At 42.1% G+C, this 16,831-nt stretch carries 15 protein-coding genes and 5 tRNA genes; 18 read left to right on the top strand and 2 right to left on the bottom strand.

Going from position 1 to position 16,831, the window contains the following annotated elements; translation table 11 throughout:
- The first annotated feature begins 9 nt into the window (after positions 1-9).
- The 3 genes from oadA (at position 10) to HC733_RS17345 (ending at position 3,216) form a co-directional block, all read left to right on the top strand.
- Positions 10-1,791, top strand: coding sequence for a sodium-extruding oxaloacetate decarboxylase subunit alpha (gene oadA, locus HC733_RS17355; RefSeq protein WP_190366270.1), 1,782 nt, complete (start codon positions 10-12; stop codon positions 1,789-1,791).
- Positions 1,792-1,799: 8 nt separating this feature from the next.
- Positions 1,800-2,930 carry a sodium ion-translocating decarboxylase subunit beta gene (locus tag HC733_RS17350; protein ID WP_171627406.1) on the top strand — a complete coding sequence of 377 codons (1,131 nt, stop codon included), beginning with the start codon at positions 1,800-1,802 and terminating at the stop codon, positions 2,928-2,930.
- 103 nt (positions 2,931-3,033) lie between these two features.
- Positions 3,034-3,216, top strand: coding sequence for a hypothetical protein (locus tag HC733_RS17345; RefSeq protein WP_171627407.1), 183 nt, complete (start codon positions 3,034-3,036; stop codon positions 3,214-3,216).
- A gap of 53 nt (positions 3,217-3,269) precedes the next feature.
- Here the strand turns inward: HC733_RS17345 and HC733_RS17340 are convergent, their stop codons facing one another.
- Positions 3,270-6,053 (bottom strand): ATP-binding protein, encoded by a 2,784-nt coding sequence (locus HC733_RS17340; protein WP_190366269.1) that lies wholly within the window; start codon positions 6,051-6,053, stop codon positions 3,270-3,272.
- 353 nt (positions 6,054-6,406) lie between these two features.
- On the opposite strand from HC733_RS17340, the gene HC733_RS17335 reads away from it, so the two are divergent.
- The 14 genes from HC733_RS17335 to HC733_RS17270 all read left to right on the top strand — a co-directional run bounded on the left by HC733_RS17335 (position 6,407) and on the right by HC733_RS17270 (position 15,626).
- Positions 6,407-6,482: transfer RNA gene (locus tag HC733_RS17335), tRNA-Phe, on the top strand.
- An 11-nt stretch (positions 6,483-6,493) separates the two neighbouring features.
- A tRNA-Thr gene (locus HC733_RS17330) sits at positions 6,494-6,569 on the top strand.
- Between the two features lie 117 nt (positions 6,570-6,686).
- A tRNA-Phe gene (locus HC733_RS17325) sits at positions 6,687-6,762 on the top strand.
- An 11-nt stretch (positions 6,763-6,773) separates the two neighbouring features.
- A tRNA-Thr gene (locus tag HC733_RS17320) sits at positions 6,774-6,849 on the top strand.
- A gap of 50 nt (positions 6,850-6,899) precedes the next feature.
- Positions 6,900-6,975: transfer RNA gene (locus tag HC733_RS17315), tRNA-Phe, on the top strand.
- Positions 6,976-7,256: 281 nt separating this feature from the next.
- Positions 7,257-8,054: a hypothetical protein gene (locus tag HC733_RS17310; protein ID WP_190366268.1), complete on the top strand. Its 798-nt coding sequence runs from the start codon at positions 7,257-7,259 to the stop codon at positions 8,052-8,054.
- 369 nt (positions 8,055-8,423) lie between these two features.
- Entirely contained in the window at positions 8,424-8,657 is a 234-nt protein-coding gene (locus HC733_RS17305) for a hypothetical protein (protein ID WP_190366267.1), read from the top strand.
- A gap of 136 nt (positions 8,658-8,793) precedes the next feature.
- Positions 8,794-10,395, top strand: coding sequence for a hypothetical protein (locus HC733_RS17300; RefSeq protein ID WP_190366266.1), 1,602 nt, complete (start codon positions 8,794-8,796; stop codon positions 10,393-10,395).
- Between the two features lie 747 nt (positions 10,396-11,142).
- Positions 11,143-12,027 carry a phage integrase N-terminal domain-containing protein gene (locus HC733_RS17295; RefSeq protein WP_190366265.1) on the top strand — a complete coding sequence of 295 codons (885 nt, stop codon included), beginning with the start codon at positions 11,143-11,145 and terminating at the stop codon, positions 12,025-12,027.
- Positions 12,028-12,054: 27 nt separating this feature from the next.
- A complete protein-coding gene (locus HC733_RS17290) occupies positions 12,055-12,270 on the top strand; it encodes a hypothetical protein (protein ID WP_206472177.1) in 216 nt (71 codons plus the stop codon).
- The gene (locus HC733_RS17285) at positions 12,270-12,557 is read left to right on the top strand and encodes a hypothetical protein (protein ID WP_190366263.1); all 288 of its coding nucleotides are present in this window, start codon (positions 12,270-12,272) and stop codon (positions 12,555-12,557) included. The genes HC733_RS17290 and HC733_RS17285 overlap by 1 nt, the downstream gene beginning before the upstream one ends.
- The gene (locus HC733_RS17280; RefSeq protein ID WP_190366262.1) at positions 12,526-13,434 is read left to right on the top strand and encodes a hypothetical protein; all 909 of its coding nucleotides are present in this window, start codon (positions 12,526-12,528) and stop codon (positions 13,432-13,434) included. The genes HC733_RS17285 and HC733_RS17280 overlap by 32 nt, the downstream gene beginning before the upstream one ends.
- A 177-nt stretch (positions 13,435-13,611) precedes the next feature.
- Positions 13,612-13,980, top strand: coding sequence for a hypothetical protein (locus tag HC733_RS17275; RefSeq protein ID WP_190366261.1), 369 nt, complete (start codon positions 13,612-13,614; stop codon positions 13,978-13,980).
- The gene (locus tag HC733_RS17270) at positions 13,977-15,626 is read left to right on the top strand and encodes a conjugal transfer protein TraG N-terminal domain-containing protein (protein ID WP_190366260.1); all 1,650 of its coding nucleotides are present in this window, start codon (positions 13,977-13,979) and stop codon (positions 15,624-15,626) included. Before HC733_RS17275 ends, HC733_RS17270 begins: the two co-directional genes overlap by 4 nt.
- An 18-nt stretch (positions 15,627-15,644) precedes the next feature.
- Here HC733_RS17270 and HC733_RS17265 read toward each other — a convergent pair whose 3' ends face one another.
- Positions 15,645-15,863 (bottom strand): hypothetical protein, encoded by a 219-nt coding sequence (locus tag HC733_RS17265; protein ID WP_190366259.1) that lies wholly within the window; start codon positions 15,861-15,863, stop codon positions 15,645-15,647.
- 625 nt (positions 15,864-16,488) lie between these two features.
- Between HC733_RS17265 and HC733_RS17260 the strand changes: the two genes are divergently transcribed.
- Positions 16,489-16,761 (top strand): hypothetical protein, encoded by a 273-nt coding sequence (locus HC733_RS17260; protein WP_190366258.1) that lies wholly within the window; start codon positions 16,489-16,491, stop codon positions 16,759-16,761.
- Positions 16,762-16,831 lie beyond the last annotated feature (70 nt).

Raw genomic sequence — 16,831 nt, 5'->3', positions numbered from 1 at the left:
GGGTCTAAAATGTCACAACTAAAACTTACTGAGTTAGTGCTCAGAGACGCACACCAATCTCTTCTTGCTACGCGTATGCGCTTAGAAGATATGCTACCAATTGCGGAAAAACTAGATAAAGCGGGATATTGGTCGGTAGAGTCATGGGGTGGTGCAACGTTTGATTCATGTATTCGTTATTTAGGTGAAGACCCTTGGTATCGTATTCGTGCTTTAAAAGAGGCGATGCCCAACACCAAGCAGCAAATGTTGCTTCGTGGTCAAAATTTACTTGGTTATCGTCACTATGCAGATGATGTGGTAGAAAAATTTGTAGAACGTGCCCACCAAAATGGGGTAGATGTGTTCCGCATTTTCGATGCAATGAATGACATGCGTAACTTAGAGACTGCGATTAAAGCAGCCATCAAAGTGGGGGCGCATGCACAAGGGACAATTTCTTACACGGTAAGCCCTGTTCATACTTTAGATATGTGGTTAGAGCAGGCGAAAAAGCTCGAAGAAATGGGTTGTCATTCAATCTGTATCAAAGATATGGCTGGCTTATTAAAGCCTTATGATGCTGAGCAATTGATCAGTGGCTTAAAAAGCACAGTGGCAATACCAATTGCGATGCAGTGCCACGCAACAACAGGTCTTAGTACGGCGACATACCAAAAGGCGATTGATGCTGGTATTGATATGTTAGATACCGCAATTTCATCCATGAGTATGACCTATGGGCACAGTGCGACTGAAACTATGGTGGCAATCACCGAGGGGACTGAACGCGATACTGGCTTGGATTTAGCGTTACTTGAAGAAATCGCCAGTTATTTCCGTGAAGTACGCAAAAAGTATGCAGCCTTCGAAGGTAGTCTTAAAGGGGTTGATGGACGAATTTTATTGGCGCAGGTGCCTGGGGGCATGTTAACCAATATGGAAAACCAGCTTAAAGAACAAGGCGCAGAAGATAAGTTAGACGCTGTGTTAAAAGAGATCCCCAGTGTGCGTGAAGATCTTGGCTTTTTACCTTTGGTGACGCCGACTTCTCAAATTGTGGGAACTCAAGCGGTACTTAACATACTTACAGGAGAGCGTTACAAGACAATTACCAAGGAAACAGCTGGTGTTCTAAAGGGAGAGTATGGAGCCACGCCAGCCCCCGTGAACACTCAATTGCAGCTTAAGGTACTTGACGGCGCACAAGCCATTACCTGTAGACCTGCAGATTTAATTGAACCAGAGCTGGATAGTCTTGAAACCGAGCTGCTTAAACTTGCAGAAGAAGAAAACATTGAGTTAGTACAGGCACAAATTGATGATGTGCTTACGTACGCTCTGTTCCCTCAGGTTGGTTTGAAATTTTTGAAAAACAGAAACAACCCCGATGCATTTGAACCTAAACCTAGCCTCGTTAAAACATCACAAGAACCAGTCCAAACTGCGCCAGCGAAGCCATCAGGCAAATCGCCTGAACGGTATAGCGTGCGAGTTGATGGTAAAGTATACGACGTTGTTGTAGCGGCAGGTGGTGAGTTGCAAGAAGTTAAAGTAAAAGACAGTGAACTAATCCCTCAATCAGCGTCGGTTAGCTCTTCGGAAACAATGAATGCACCACTTGCCGGTAATATTTTCAAAATCAAGGTAAAAGCGGGTGATCAAGTTGAAAAGGGCGACGTGGTGTTGATCATGGAAGCGATGAAAATGGAGACGGAAGTACGCGCTACACATTCGGGTAATGTGTCTCAAGTGCTTGTGAAAGAAGGTGACTCGGTGGCAACGGGCGACGCTATATTAGCGTTATCGTAGGAGGGGCTATGGAAGGTTTACTAAATTTGTGGCACGCCACTGGGCTTGCCAATTTTACTATACCAGCACTGGTGATGATGGCTGTTGGTTGCGGCTTGTTGTATTTAGCGATAGCAAAAGGGTTTGAGCCTTTATTACTTGTGCCAATCGGTTTTGGCGCGATTTTAACGAATATTCCTGTTGCTGGCCTCGCTGAACCGGGAGGCTTGTTGTATTACGTTTATTACATAGGCATAGATAGTGGCGTTTTTCCGCTATTGATATTTATGGGAGTTGGTGCGCTGACAGACTTTAGCGCATTGATAGCCAACCCTCGGATGTTGTTGTTAGGTGCTGCAGCCCAGTTTGGTATTTTTGCGACATTATTTGGTGCAATCGCTTTAAATTATGTTCCAGGTTTTGAATTTACTTTAAAAGATGCCTCTGCAATTGCAATTATTGGCGGTGCGGATGGTCCAACGGCTATTTTCTTGGCCTCTAAGCTTGCGCCTGAGCTGTTAGGTGCGATTGCCGTTGCAGCCTACTCCTACATGGCCTTAGTACCTATTATTCAGCCACCTATTATGCGAGCACTCACATCTGAGCAAGAGCGCAATATTGAAATGCCACAATTAAGGGTAGTCTCTAAAAAAGAGAAGATACTTTTTCCTTTGGTTGTTTTAAGCTTAACTATCATGTTTTTACCGGCAGCAACGCCGTTAGTGGGTATGTTTTGTTTGGGTAACTTGATGCGTGAATGTGGTGTGGTAGATAGGCTGAGCAATACAGCTCAGAACGAATTGATTAATATCACCACAATTTTTTTGGGGTTGGCTGTTGGCTCAAAATTAGCCGCAGATCAATTTTTAACAGTCGAAACATTGGGCATTCTAGTATTAGGGGCATTAGCTTTTTCGATTGGCACTGCGTCAGGGGTGTTTATGGCAAAAATTATGAACCGACTGTCTAGTAACCCTATAAACCCCCTTGTTGGCGCGGCAGGGGTATCGGCAGTGCCTATGGCTGCGCGTGTTGTGAATAAAGTTGGCTTAGAAGCTAACCCTCATAATTTTTTATTGATGCATGCAATGGGGCCAAATGTTGCGGGGGTGTTAGGAAGCGCCGTGGCCGCCGGTATCTTATTAGCGCTAGTGGGTTAAATGTAGCTTATTCTTCCAACCGACTGCGCAGCGAGAGCTGCGCTTTTTTTGTTGCTCTAATTCATGGTATAACAGCCATGACTTATGAAGGAGCAGTTGCGCCATGAATATCATCGTTATTTTGGTTTCACTCATTGTTGCTTTACTTATTTTGGTGCCCTTACTTGAGCGTTATCAACATCGCCTAGGGCTAGATAAGATGCAACGCTACAGTAAGTACATTCTGCCGCTTATTATGGTGTCACTCGTTATAAAGCTATTGTATATGCTGTGGTATGAAGGCTAGTTTGCTGTTAATGTGAATAGAGGCGCGAGTGCGCCTCTATCATTAAAGTGTGATTACTCGCTAGGTGGTGACTGCAGATATTGTTGAATAAATTCCGTGGCCTGTGTGTAAGCTTTATCTAGTTTATTACGATATGCAATCAGTTCATCAGAAGACAGTGTTTGTGCTTTACACTGTGCTTCTAGTTCAATCGCAATTTCAGCTACTTGTTCAGCACCTATTGTTGTAGAAATAGACTTAAGTTGATGGCAAGACTCGATAATTGTGGATTGCTCACAAGAGATCACTGCGCCGTAAATATCACGTGTAAGTTGGCTGCTCTGCTCCAAATACATTCTAAAGAAACGGCGTTGCTTAGCTTCATCATGATTCACATATTTACTCAGTGTTTCTAGGTTTATTGGCTGAATTTGTTGAGTTTGCTCATTACTTTCTTCAACGTCGAACAGCTCACCGTCCTTATGTTCGCTACTATCTGAGGATTGCTCACTTGGCAGTGTTTTGAGGTATTTTTGCAACGTGTCTTCTAGCACGTTGAGCTCTACAGGTTTCGTTATGTAGTCATTCATACCTGCGCTTAGGCACCGCTCTCTTTCTCCTTTTAACGCATTTGCTGTGACGGCGATAATATAAGGCTGTGCATTGATATCTTCACTTTGCTCTGCAATATCACGTATCGCTTTAACCATGTCATAACCCGACATTTTAGGCATGTGTAGGTCAGTTAAAATGATAGGGTAGTGGCCGCTTTTCCAAATTTCTAAGCCTTGTTCACCGTTTTCAGCGACTTCTACACCGTAGCCTAACAAATGGAGCTGATCTGTAAGTACCTGTTGATTCAATATATTGTCTTCAACAAGCAGAACCAGTCTGTTCTCCTCTTTGGCTTGCTCTACGCTTAAATAATTATTTAATGTGCGCGTTGGCTTTAATTGCTTAGGTTTGTGTAAGCCCGCAGCAACTAAAACAGCGGTCATAAAACTGGTTTTGCAAAGTGGTGCCGCATTGAGATAAAAAATATTTTTATGATTAATGGCAGCATCATCCATAGTACTCAAGACAACAACTTGTTGATTGTTGTTTTCCAATGAATAAAGCAACGAGCGAAGTTGGTCATTGACTTTTTCCATGCTGTCGAGGCCGTCAAGCACCCAAATGACGGAGTTTTTATATTGGTACTCGTCAACGTTAGCCGAAGTGCTTAGCACAGTGACGCGGGCGCCCATAAAGGATAAGTAGCGAGAAACCGTTTTTTGTCTATCGACGTTATCGGTTAGCATGATCACTTCTTTTTGGTTTAATACTGCTTTATTGGCAAATTTAACCTGACCTGCGGTACTAAACGGCAGCTCTACCACAAACTCACTACCCATGCCGATATCACTTGAAACATGAATTGAGCCTAGCATCAGCTCTATCAAGCTTTTACATATGGATAAGCCAAGCCCTGTACCACCAAACTCGCGCGTAATGGTACCTTCAGCTTGAATAAATGGATTAAAAATCTCGCGCAATTGGGTTTGGCTCATGCCTTTACCATTGTCAATAACGGTAAAGCGCAAGGTGTAATGCTCTGATGTGTTCTGCGCCACTTCTGCAGAGATTTTTACATAGCCTTGCCTATCTTCATCCGTGGTCGTGAACTTAATCGCATTGCTACATAGGTTATATAAAACTTGTCTAACCCTGACAGTATCGCCCACTAAATTGGTTGGAATATCTGGTGCGATAGAGAGTTGTAAATCTAGCTTTCTTTTTTTTGCGACCGAAGACAGCACTCTGGCAACTTCTTCGACCGTTTCTGCAACCGAGAATGGACTGCTATCAATTTGTAGCTTACCTGCTTCAATTTTTGAAAAGTCTAAAATGTCATCAAGTATACCTAGTAGCGAAAAGGCTGAATCTCTAATAATGGTACTTAGGCGATGTTGGGCACCGTCTAATTCCGTTTGTCTGAGTAAATCAATGGTGCCGATAACCCCATTCATAGGCGTTCTTATTTCATGGCTCATGGTTGCCAAAAAGGTTGTTTTAGCTTCACTGGCTCGTTCGGCGTTAAGGGTTGCTTTTTCAAGCGCCAGTGTACGTGCCTGTACTTCAGTTTCTAAACTGGTTTGCAGTTGTTTCAATTCTTTGTGAACAGCTTGGTCACTCTCAATAACAGACAGTATTTGATCAAGTAACTGATTAATTAGTTTAGCGATATCATCCAGCCCTAAGCCAAGATCAGCACTGATATGAGAGCGATAGTCTTGATTGTTAATAATGCGTGTAAGCTCATCTTGGAGTCGTTGATTGTGCTTTGTTAAATCTCGGGCGATACGGCGGTTGCTAAACCATGCCATAAACATAGCGAGCATAAGGGCAACAGCAAAACCTAAATAGCTTACCCATACAAAAGCGGAAGGTTTTGCTTTTTGATAGCGTAACACTAGCTCACCGACCAGTTGTCCATCTAAATGCAGGGGTTGGTGTGTTACTACTTCATGGTCATTGTATATAGTATCTAGCCTTGATAATGCACTCACCGTATTTTGAGATGATTGATAAATAAGAGTGGGCTCACTGACGCCTGTCATACTATATAAGAAGAATTCTATATCGCTAGAAACATACTCGACACTTGCCAGCATTTTCTTCGCGTCTTCAAAACTGGATTTGACCATCAAGCTAGCAACTGGTGCCGAGAGTTTAGAGGCCTGTATATCAAGTTGCGGAGTAGGCTTGTTAGTAGGCAATAAATAACTGGCAACGGCACAAATGGCACCTGTAAGGAGTGCGGTGGCAATGATCAGTGGGGTTAACCCAGATATTTTAATTCGAGAAGCGTTTTGCATTATTGTGTATTCCAGTTTATCTATTCATTGTTGAATAGAGGTAAAGCGATTAGCAACCCAATCCTAACACTCAACCCGGACAATTTCTCTACGTTTTTAGAGACAAACGTTATTTCTCTATTACATAGAAGTATATGTTAAATGGTGAGAGTGTGGCGAAAACACCAGCAAAGAAGCGTTATTTTGCCCACTCTGGATGAAATCTGTGCAAACAAACATTGGTTTTAAAAAAAGGGTTGACTTAAAAGGGCAAAACCCTTTTAATACGCCGCACGCCCAGATAGCTAAGTAAATAAAGTTGTTCGGGAGTGTGTTGAAAATCCTAGTTTGATTTTTAGTGCGAAATAAGGTTTGCCCAGATAGCTCAGTCGGTAGAGCAGAGGATTGAAAATCCTCGTGTCGGTGGTTCGATTCCGCCTCTGGGCACCACTTTTAGGTGCGCCGACTTAGCTCAGTTGGTAGAGCAACTGACTTGTAATCAGTAGGTCATCCGTTCGACTCGGATAGTCGGCACCATTCCTCGCTTAGGAAAAAAATAAAGCAAATTTTAGTATGCCTAGATAGCTCAGTAAGTAGAGCTATTAGGGATAGCATTGAGAATCCTTGTGGGGTTTTTAATGCGGAATAGTATTTGCCCAGATAGCTCAGTCGGTAGAGCAGAGGATTGAAAATCCTCGTGTCGGTGGTTCGATTCCGCCTCTGGGCACCATTTTTCGGTGCGCCGACTTAGCTCAGTTGGTAGAGCAACTGACTTGTAATCAGTAGGTCATCCGTTCGACTCGGATAGTCGGCACCATTTCCTTGCTAGGAATTAAAACATAAGCAATCGAATTTATAAGTATTTTTGCCCAGATAGCTCAGTCGGTAGAGCAGAGGATTGAAAATCCTCGTGTCGGTGGTTCGATTCCGCCTCTGGGCACCATCCCCTCTCGCTTACAGCGCATTTTAGAATTACCGTTTCCTACAAAAACACCCATTTCCTACAAAATCTATAACTTCGTCGCGCATGACGGAGGCGATTTAGCGAACGCCAGAAAGCAAAAAACCGCGATATAGAAACTCAGATTAAGTTTGGCGACTTAAGTTTCCAACGCGGCTTTCATAAACATTCGAAAGTGTTTATATGGCTATCTTAGCCGTAGGGTAATCCTGTGTCTAGTAGGTAGTTAAAAATTTGCTGACGACGTTCCTGTCGAAAATGAGTTGAGTCACAACCAAAAAAATAAATTTGCACCAGGTGCAAAGCAAAACTTGTGCAACCAAGGTAAAAAGAAGCAAGTTTTCTTTTCATTAGAAGTGCTGCATGAAACTAAATCTGATACCCAGACATTAGTTTTGGGCCATATTGCCTATCATCACGCTAAACACGGAAAATTTAACTCCAGCGTTTCATCTATCGCAAAACACCTTTGCTATTCTATCAACGCGGTAAAAAATGCGCTGAGTCAGCTTCTAAACGCTGAAAATGAAGAAAAACAGCCATTGTTGTTCGAAGAGTGTACAAAAGGCTACAGCCGTACATTGAGGCTTAATTTAAAACACCAACTAGGCTACCGGCTACTTCAAAGCTACACGCAAATCATTCATGGCCAACAAGCAGCGAATACACTCCCCCTCTATGGTCTTCAGTTACATTTATTCGACTCTAAAAGCCGGTATGATTCACGGCATCAACACAAGATGCTGATGCTACATGCGTTGATCAGCAGTAAAATCAAAGCCAGCAAACTATCTACACGTAATAAACGCGATACTTACCAACAAAGCATTTCTCAGCTTTCTAAAAAGTTGGGATGGGCGTATATGACGGTAAAGTCTTTAATTAAAACCATGCGGCCACTCGGCTTGTTGTCAATTAGCAAAGAACAAGTAAATTGTTTTGCAAAGTTTGTGTTTGGTGAATTAAAGGCAAGTAAAGCCAAAGTGCGCCGAACGATAATTCCCAAAAAAGAGCGCGAAGCAGCTCCAATCGAGCGTTACCGCGATATTCCCATAGCTTAATTACAGCTTTCGCAAAGCAAAATCAGAACTGCCTCGATGCAGGGCTTTGTCGTGCCTGAAATTCAAAAAATAAAGCACACAGCTTCTCCGTTGGCTTCCCCAAATGAGTGAAAGTCAGAGTTTTCCGGATTTAAGCAACTTGAAGGCTTAAATGCGCTCTTTGCAAAGCCTTGAGGGTGCCGTGTTAGTAAATCAGTGATAGGTGTTTTACATTCAGTCTAAATCAGAGTTCAAAGCTGCAAGCTTCGTGATCTATCACTTTTAGCTGGTGATGCCTTTAAATATAGTGTTTAAATATAAATAGATAGATTTTTACCAAAACGTCGTTTGGCCAAAATCATTTTTAAGTTTTTAAAGGTAGCCGTTGTAATGGAAAAGATTGAGCTTGGAGTTGAGCCAGTAACGTTTCAACATGATCTGAATGGTGAAAATGTATTTTTCTGTGTTGGTCAAACTGACTTTGAGCGATTTGGAGTCGAATGTGCTTCAAAACGAGCTGTGTTGAAAGGTGTATCTGATGATGAAAGAGAAGCGATTCAAGACTATATGATGCAGGTTATTTTGAGCATGTCTGATGAGAAACTTACCAACTTAATTCATTAGTAACTTTTATTGATAGCTACTAAGCTCAAAAAGCTGTCGCTCACCTATTCAGTCAAATATTGCTTCTATATCTTTGATTTTATAGTTTCTCCCATAGTCAGAAAAACGATCCATTGGGCTGACCATTTTAACTCACATGAATGAAGAAGCTGGTTGGGGATATGATTTATTTGATATTAATATGGAACGACAAGAATTAGGCGATTGCGATCAGACATATGACTCAATTACTCACCATAAAATTGTTATCTGTAAAAAGGAAGATAAGATGCAAAAATCTGATTTGCACACACTGTTAATCTATCAAAGATCATATTTCGAAATATTGGAAGAGTTCTTTATTGGTGCTACCGGCTGTTCATTTGACAAATTTTGCAACCAGTCAGAATTTACAGAGGCTATTAACAAGCTGGGAGAGTCACTGAAGAATAACTCAAAGCGGTCTTCTGTCTGCATGGCTTCATTTGAGACTCTAGCGAAAAAACTTGGAAAGTTATATTCACAAGAAAGCATGGAGTGTTTTCAATCAGTTAAGAACGTAAAATGTTGCAAAATCAACCTTGGCGGCAGTAGTAGGTTTCTGGAAACACAACTCAATGCCGTCAAAAAAACCATTCTTATTTCTGATATTGTTTTAATTCCAGACCCAGTTATGCCTTGGCTAGAGTCAAAGAGAGAGCATGAGAAATTCAAATTCGTCAATATAATTGAAGCAGTATTCTTTACGCTCCATCTTAAGAACCTTCATTCGCAAGACTTCGACATGCCTCCATTTCTTGTTTTCCCTAGTTGGGAAAAGTCACTTGAAGAAAATGACACACAAACTAAAAATGAAACGAATCAGCTTATCGCGGATTTTTTTTCGTATTATGCCAATAGGGAAATTATAAGCATTGAAGACGTCTTTGACTACGTAGATAGTGACGAAAATAATTTTCTAACGCGGGTTGAAGAGCAGCGCCTTTTTATTTCGCCCGGAGGTGAAGTTGGAGAGCCGCTGAGGGATGCTTTGAGAAACTATAGAGACGATGCTTTGCAATGGAGGACTCCAGGGTTTAATGAAATTCTCGCTCATGCGCCACAAGGTCGAATAGTTTTGAACGGAATAATGGAGCGTGTTCAACCTCAATTTCACTTATTTGAAAATGCAAATGAACTGAACAGTAACCCTCTTTTGTGTATACCAGCACAAGCTCATTATTTTTCGCTGTTGAGCCGAATGAATAACTCAAGGGTATCCGATTTTGCAGGCTCTGATCAAAGTATAAATGTAGCTATTTCAGCATTGGCTAATAGTCGATTGGATTATTTGGCAAATATTAATGATGAGCAATTAGTTGAGCTTAGAAAGAGCGACGAAAACGTCAAATTTAGGAACGAACTCAGAGGGTTTATTACAGGTCTCCCCACGATAAAAATTGAAGATCTTGACTATACAGCAGCGGAAGTATGCTCACACATAGAATCACTAATCTCTACGCATCAGAAAGAAGTTGAGATATTAAATGGGAAGTATAAAGCAAAGCACATGAAATCAGCTTTGATAGCGGGAGGGGGGCTTGCGGTAACTATGGTTCCAGCTCTAGCACCATTTTTGGGGGCTGCGCTACCCTTAGCATTGGCCGCGATGGGAAAATACAGCTCAGATAAATTTGACGAGTCTCATGAGCGAAAAGTGTTGTCTAGTTCAATGCTGGGTATATTTGCACTAGTCAAAGATGCAAGTAAAAACAGATAGCAAAACGCTGTTTTCGGACAAGTTTGTCAGAAAAGCTCGGAATTACCACTATCTGCCCATAGTACAAACTAGAATTAGTTGCATTTTTTAAGTTAACTATCTCAGTCCTGAAGTAATCCTAAATTCACGATATGCATCTATATTAACAGATCAACCGCGTCACTCCCTTTTCAGAGGGAGTGACGCGGTGTTAAACCCCACGCTAAACCAAGAAGAACAAAGAGGGGAGAATCAATTGTTGACGTTCTGTGGGCGTTATGACACTCTAAAAATGATTCCAACAATAGCGAGACATCGGTCATCGCGTCATCAAGCAAAGCCTTTGGCTTTGTCATACCAGTGAGATCTACTCACAACTAGAAACCAAGCTTTCGGGCTTTTTACTTCACAAATTAGTTCATCTGATTTAGGCACTTTTATGCCTTGAATTTGGCTATTTGTACCTGCGTTTTGCAGAGAATTAAGCGATCCCTAACGAACCCAAATAGGAGAAATGTTATGACCTAACTGACCTGTGCTGAGCACATTTTTATTTGCGTTTTATCATGCACGCCCATTGCGGGAAGCATCTAAAGCGAGGCTAATTTGGCCATTTTGAACTGTTGTGCCCTTATCCGTATTTATACGGAAATTGTACGCTCCAACGTGCAGTTGGCATTTAAAACTTACCATTTGGATATTGGTTCAAATAGTTAGTTGGGTTGATAACGTGTAATCGAATTTATAAACACGGTGAGTGAACAAGTATTGAGTAATTTAAAATATCAGCTTCAAGGGCTTATGCTCAGAAACCAAGACGGTAGTTTTGGAGTTAAGGCTGAGCGTAAAAAAGTACTGGTCCAGATCTCTGCTCAGCTTAAACAGGGCGGGTACCGCTTGCAATCGGTGCAATCACTCAAACCCAAACACGTAAACTATCTTATTGAGCGCTGGCAGGGAGAAGGGCTATCTGCTGGCACAATTAAAAATCGACTTAGCCATGTAAGGTGGTGGGCGGAAAAAATCGGTAAAGCTTCGATGCTGCCAAAGTCCAACAATGGCGCAAACCAAGCAATCACACTTGATTTGGAAAAGCGAACCTACACACCTACCGAGTCAAAAGCAAAAGAACTAGAACAAAATAAGCTTGAGAAAGTCAGCGACCCGCTTGTTAAACTCTCACTTCGGCTGCAGCGAGAGTTTGGCTTACGTAGAGAAGAAGCCATTAAATTTCGACCTAATTATGCCATTCGAGGCGAACAGTTAGTGCTAAAACCCAGCTGGACAAAGGGCGGTCGTCCCAGAGTCATTCCTATTAGAACTGAATCTCAGCGACATCTACTTCAACAAGTGCAAAACCAAGTCGGTGGAGGCGCACTGATCCGCCCCGACCGAAACTATATTCAACAACTCAAAGCGTATGAACGACAGACAAGCCAAGCAGGGCTAGATAAAAACCATGGCCTTAGACACATGTATGCCCAACAGCGTTACTTAGAACTAACCGGTTGGCGCTCTCCAATCGCCGGTGGGCCAACAAACAAACAACTCACACCAGAACAAAAACAAATTGATAGGCAAGCACGATTACAAGTTTCGAATGAACTCGGCCACGGCCGAGAACAGATCACAGTCATATATTTAGGTCGATGATAGGGGGAGCATTTGGCGGAAAAGATAATGTACAGAGATGTTGAAGGGTTATTCATACCAACATCCGAATGGGAAAGGTTTAAATGCGATTTAGAAGCGTTAAATCGGCGAGCACATGATTCAGAAAAGCAGCTAGAAATTGTGCAAGGACAAGCGAAGTTCAAGCTTAAAAAATTGGCTCGAATCATCGAGCGTAAAGATAAGCAAATAGATGAATTAAGCAAAAAATTGGAGATTAGATAATGACCGCCTTAGGTTTAGTAAAAGATATTTTGGATAACATGGAGCCTGTTATTAAATCGGGAAAAATAACTGAGTATGGATATGCGCTTTTCACCGTTTCTGAAAACAATGAAACAATTCAATGTTGTGTCAGCGGTATGGAATATCACATGTTTGGTGATCAATGTTATTGGATGAATGGTGTTTATGTGGCCACGGGAAAATCAGCTAGCGCGGCCATTAAAGCGTTTCAATCGACTTTAAAGAGGGAAGATAATGGAACATGCAGCAGCGGTAGCACTTTGTGAGTCAGTTCAATATAGTTTTGCATCTGGGTTAAGCGCTTCTGAAGTGGCTAGATTGTACGGTTTAGAGAGATCTGTGTGCATAAAATTGCGTGAGATGAATATGAGTTGGCAATCTAGATTTTGCAATGAACTTACTAGGATGAAGGCCATTGCTGTCATAACAAATTTCGATAAAGCGATTCAATTAGCACAGTACATCCCCAGCTTGAACGCAGCTCAGCAACGAAAGCTTAAATATGCTTATAGCCAATTTCTGCAAGACAAAGAAAATAGTTTGGAAGTCAATTTGATAGATGCTTTTATGGGGAACTTATCTGCTAACCTGTTTTCATCGGCAAGTCTGTATGGTTCACGAAGTAAACACTCATTGCCAAGCAAGCTAGTAAAAGCTATGTGTGATTTTCCTGCTTCTTTGATGACTATTTATCGCAGTAGTTTGATTCTAGAACAGATTGTAAAACTGAATATAGATCATGCTCTTGTCGCAAAATCTGCAGCATTTACGTCATTAGCATTTAGCCGAGAATCAATGGTGATTAATCTAATACACAAAGGTGCCAATCTAGCGTTTATAAGGCGGTTTTTACCGGATTTCCACATTACCCCACAAGCTTATCGAGTTTGGCGAGATACGTACTGTGTTTCTACAGAGCCAGAATGCGTAGCATCAGGCTCACGTCTTGTGCTGGTTGAACAATATGAACGGCTAATACACGAACAGCGTTATACCACAGTTGATGTGTATTTGATGTTAAATGAAAGTACTGGATTTAGAATAGAAACTATCTTTACCACTTTACAAATGGCGTTTGAAGAAGATGAAAATCTTTACCACAACAGCAATAGTTATAAGGAGTTGGAACTAGTTGGCTCCTAGAATATAACGTAAGTAAATTAATTTTCATTCGGAAAAAATCCCCTTTGAGAAAGGTAAAATCTCACTTAATAGAAACGAGACACCTTAAGTCATCGTGAAATAGAAATGAATTTGTTAGTGGGTGGCCAAGGCCGCTAATTGTTTTTATTTACATGATTTTTAATTGAAAGGTGTCACATGAAAAAATATTTAAAAAGTGGTTTGATCTTCTCTGTTGCTTTGATGGGTTTGCTTTACCTATTCTCAGCGGTTTTACCTCTCATACTGACCAGCGGCTATGCTGATAATCCTCAAGATGTTGTTCAATCACTTGCTCATGCGCATGAAACAATCCGCGCCAGCTCGATGCGTTATGTCATGCATGGCTTTATCCTGATTGGGTTGGTCGCCTTCTTCCTCAACTACAGCAAAGTGATTGGCCACTTAGTTTACTGGGGGGCATTGTCAGAGAAACAGGCTGATGTATTGCTTGCCGAAAAAAACCGGGTAATCAGAATGTCGTGCATCCTTGAGGGAACCATGCTTCTCATGGTGTTCTGCGCATGATCGTCTCAAGCATATCAGACTTGTACTTCATATCGGCGGGGCTTTATGCCCTGGCCGTTCTGACAGGCCTGCTTATTGGCACTGGCATTTTCCTACTTCCATTTGCAATGATGATAGTCACTTCCATTAGGGAAACGAGCTTTGAAGCGCGTGAGTTGTTGGGTCGAATGGAAATGCAGACATACACAATGTTGTTTGTTTTTATTGTCGGGTTTTACCCGCTGCGGCCATTAACGATGGAAAATGTCTACACCTATTCTCGGGTGTGTGAAACGGCCGAGCAAGGAACCATTGATTATGGGTTGCTTGAGGATGAAATACCGGCGACAGACTTAACCGTGATGCTAAGCGGCAAAGAGCTGAAAATGCCGATGTTCTTAGAACTTGCATTAAAGCTAGGCACTGGCTTGTCCTTTGGCTCGATAAGCGAGCTGCCATGCTCTTTCAATCTGCAGGGAATGGCCAATAACCTGATGAATACGCAGATCACAAACCCTCGCCTTCGAGCTGAAACTAAGGAGTTTGTAAAGCAGTGTTATAAGCCAGCGCTTAATCAGGTTGCGCGAAGCAACGATAACAATGTGAGTTGGATTGAAGATCCGGACACCATCAACCAGCCGTGGCCAGGGCATCCGGATTTCATGAATGATGCTTATTACTCAAACACTGGCAGGGGGTTTTACTCGCAAAGTCTGATACCAGGTTTCCAAGCGGCGAGGAACAACAAGAACATAAGCAAATGGTTCGAAAGCTGGAAAGCGGAAAAAGATGGGCTGATTGAGTGTGGTGGTAGCTGTTTACATGAACTGGGCGGCTTCCCGAGCTGCCAGGAATGGTGGCTAGGTGTTGGAGCAGGCTTTGGTGGCTTTAATGCCAGTTCTAATAATATGAGCCTGAGAGAAAGGTTATATGACCACGTTCCTGACGAACAGAAATCCAAGACGCTAACCATGCTGTTAGCCACCAATGATGGTGAGAGTAGCACTTGGTATAAAAACAAACTGGTGGAACGGAGCTTTTTCAATTCAGTGGCCATGAACCGCATCGAGAATGCCGAGGTTCGCGACTACGGCTTATTGGGTGAAAGTGTTAGCGGGACGTTGGCTGACTGGTTCAATCGCTTCACGGGTACGCTTGGTAATACAGTTAGTGCTTTGCCTGAGTATGCAGGAGCTAGTTTGACACAGTTAGCTGCACCGATAATCAAAGGAGCGGTCTTGCTCGTCATTATCACAGCTTTCCCGTTGGTTATGGTGATCAGTAAGTTTGATATTAAAATGCTTACAGCTTTAAGTTTTTTGCTTGGCTCAGTGATGTTGTGGCCTTTTTTCTGGGAGCTGACAATCCTGTTGCAGAAGTCTTACATAGAAACGGTGGCCAACCAGTCAAATGTACCGCTGGTAGATTTGATAACGCAACCGAATGTAATGCTCTTGAGCAATCGGATAACTGACGCGCTTTTCATAGGCTTTCCGGTTTTCGTCACCTCGATACTATCTTACGCCGGCTTAGGGTTCGGATCTGCTATTTCTGGTATGGCTGGAGTTGGCGGAGGTACAGCAAGTGCAGGGGCTAAAGGTACAAAAGTTGCGTCTAAAGCTGGTCAGGCCGGAGTTAAAGCAGCTACGAAGGGGGCGGCAAAGTAAAGGTGTAGAAACCTTTACTTAGTCTCTTACGAATGCACCCCCGTCAGTGGGGCAGCTCTTATCATCGAGCTTATCCAGAAGCTTACCGTCTTTCGTCATCCAACGTGAATTTGCAAAGCCGTCAATCTCAATAGGTTGGTCTAGGTGGCTTTCAGTTTGTTCGCTATCGAGAGAGGCTTCGACTAAGCCTTTTGCTGTACCTAATGCAAATCGACCAATAAACTTTAATGGATTCATGTTGTAGCTCCTCTGTTCTCTTTATTGTGCGCCTGGCGCGCTGGCTCCACTATGGCCAAGTAGCAATCCGAAGGAGCATTTCTTGCCATAGTTGGCCAATGTGCTATTCCGTCCAATAAGAGAGGACTAAGAGCACAGACCCCAGTATAGTGTTTGTATTTGATGATGTCACAAGTGTTTGCTTCATAGCTCGGAAACTCCGGGGGCGATTTGTAGCATTTAAACTGGCTGCAGAATATGTACCTCTGCGGTAGTCTTTAAATTGGGGCAATTTGTAGCAGTTGGAGAAGAAGTTATGACGTTGACTATCTGGCTAATCGGTGTTGCAACTGTAATAGCGATACTTTTTGGGTTTTATGTGTATGCGGGTAAGTATGATGACGAAAAGTAGCGCTTCCAGTTGATGCTAAAGTGCATTTGTTCTCATTTAAATGGGCATATTCAAAGTAGCATAGAGTATAGTCATTAGCCCATTTTTCCATTGCCGGACTGTAGGAGCGTAAATGTGCAATACTTGTCCAACCATTTTCATAAGCGAAATATTACAGGGCATCAGAATACACTCTGGAGAGAGTTATCGTTAGTGTTTTTAATAAATTAAAGAATCATAAAATAAGGAGAATTTGTGGGTGAATATGAATTGATTATCACGAATGAAGCATTAGAGAGATGTGATACGAAGTTTATTGTCGATAAAAATATAATGTACTCCTGTGGTTATTTAGTGTCACCACTGCTTGAGGATGCCAAACATAAAGCAGAGGAACAGTTAGTTAAAGTATATGAGTTACTGAAAAAAGTCTGCGATCTAAAGTTAGATCCTTCGGAACCATTAAATCCATACAAGTCTGTGAGCTTACGGCAAGTTAGCGTAACTCACCATCAAAAATATGCTTGAGTCCAGAATTTAGTCTATGCGTTGTGATTTATAGTTCCAAGGCAAGTAAAGTTCTGGGTTTAATCGCAAT

The sequence above is a fragment of the Pseudoalteromonas sp. S16_S37 genome (assembly GCF_014694405.1).
Taxonomy (GTDB): domain Bacteria; phylum Pseudomonadota; class Gammaproteobacteria; order Enterobacterales; family Alteromonadaceae; genus Pseudoalteromonas.
The sequence above is the reverse complement of the archived record's forward strand: the minus strand, read 5'-3'. Positions and strand labels throughout refer to the sequence as shown.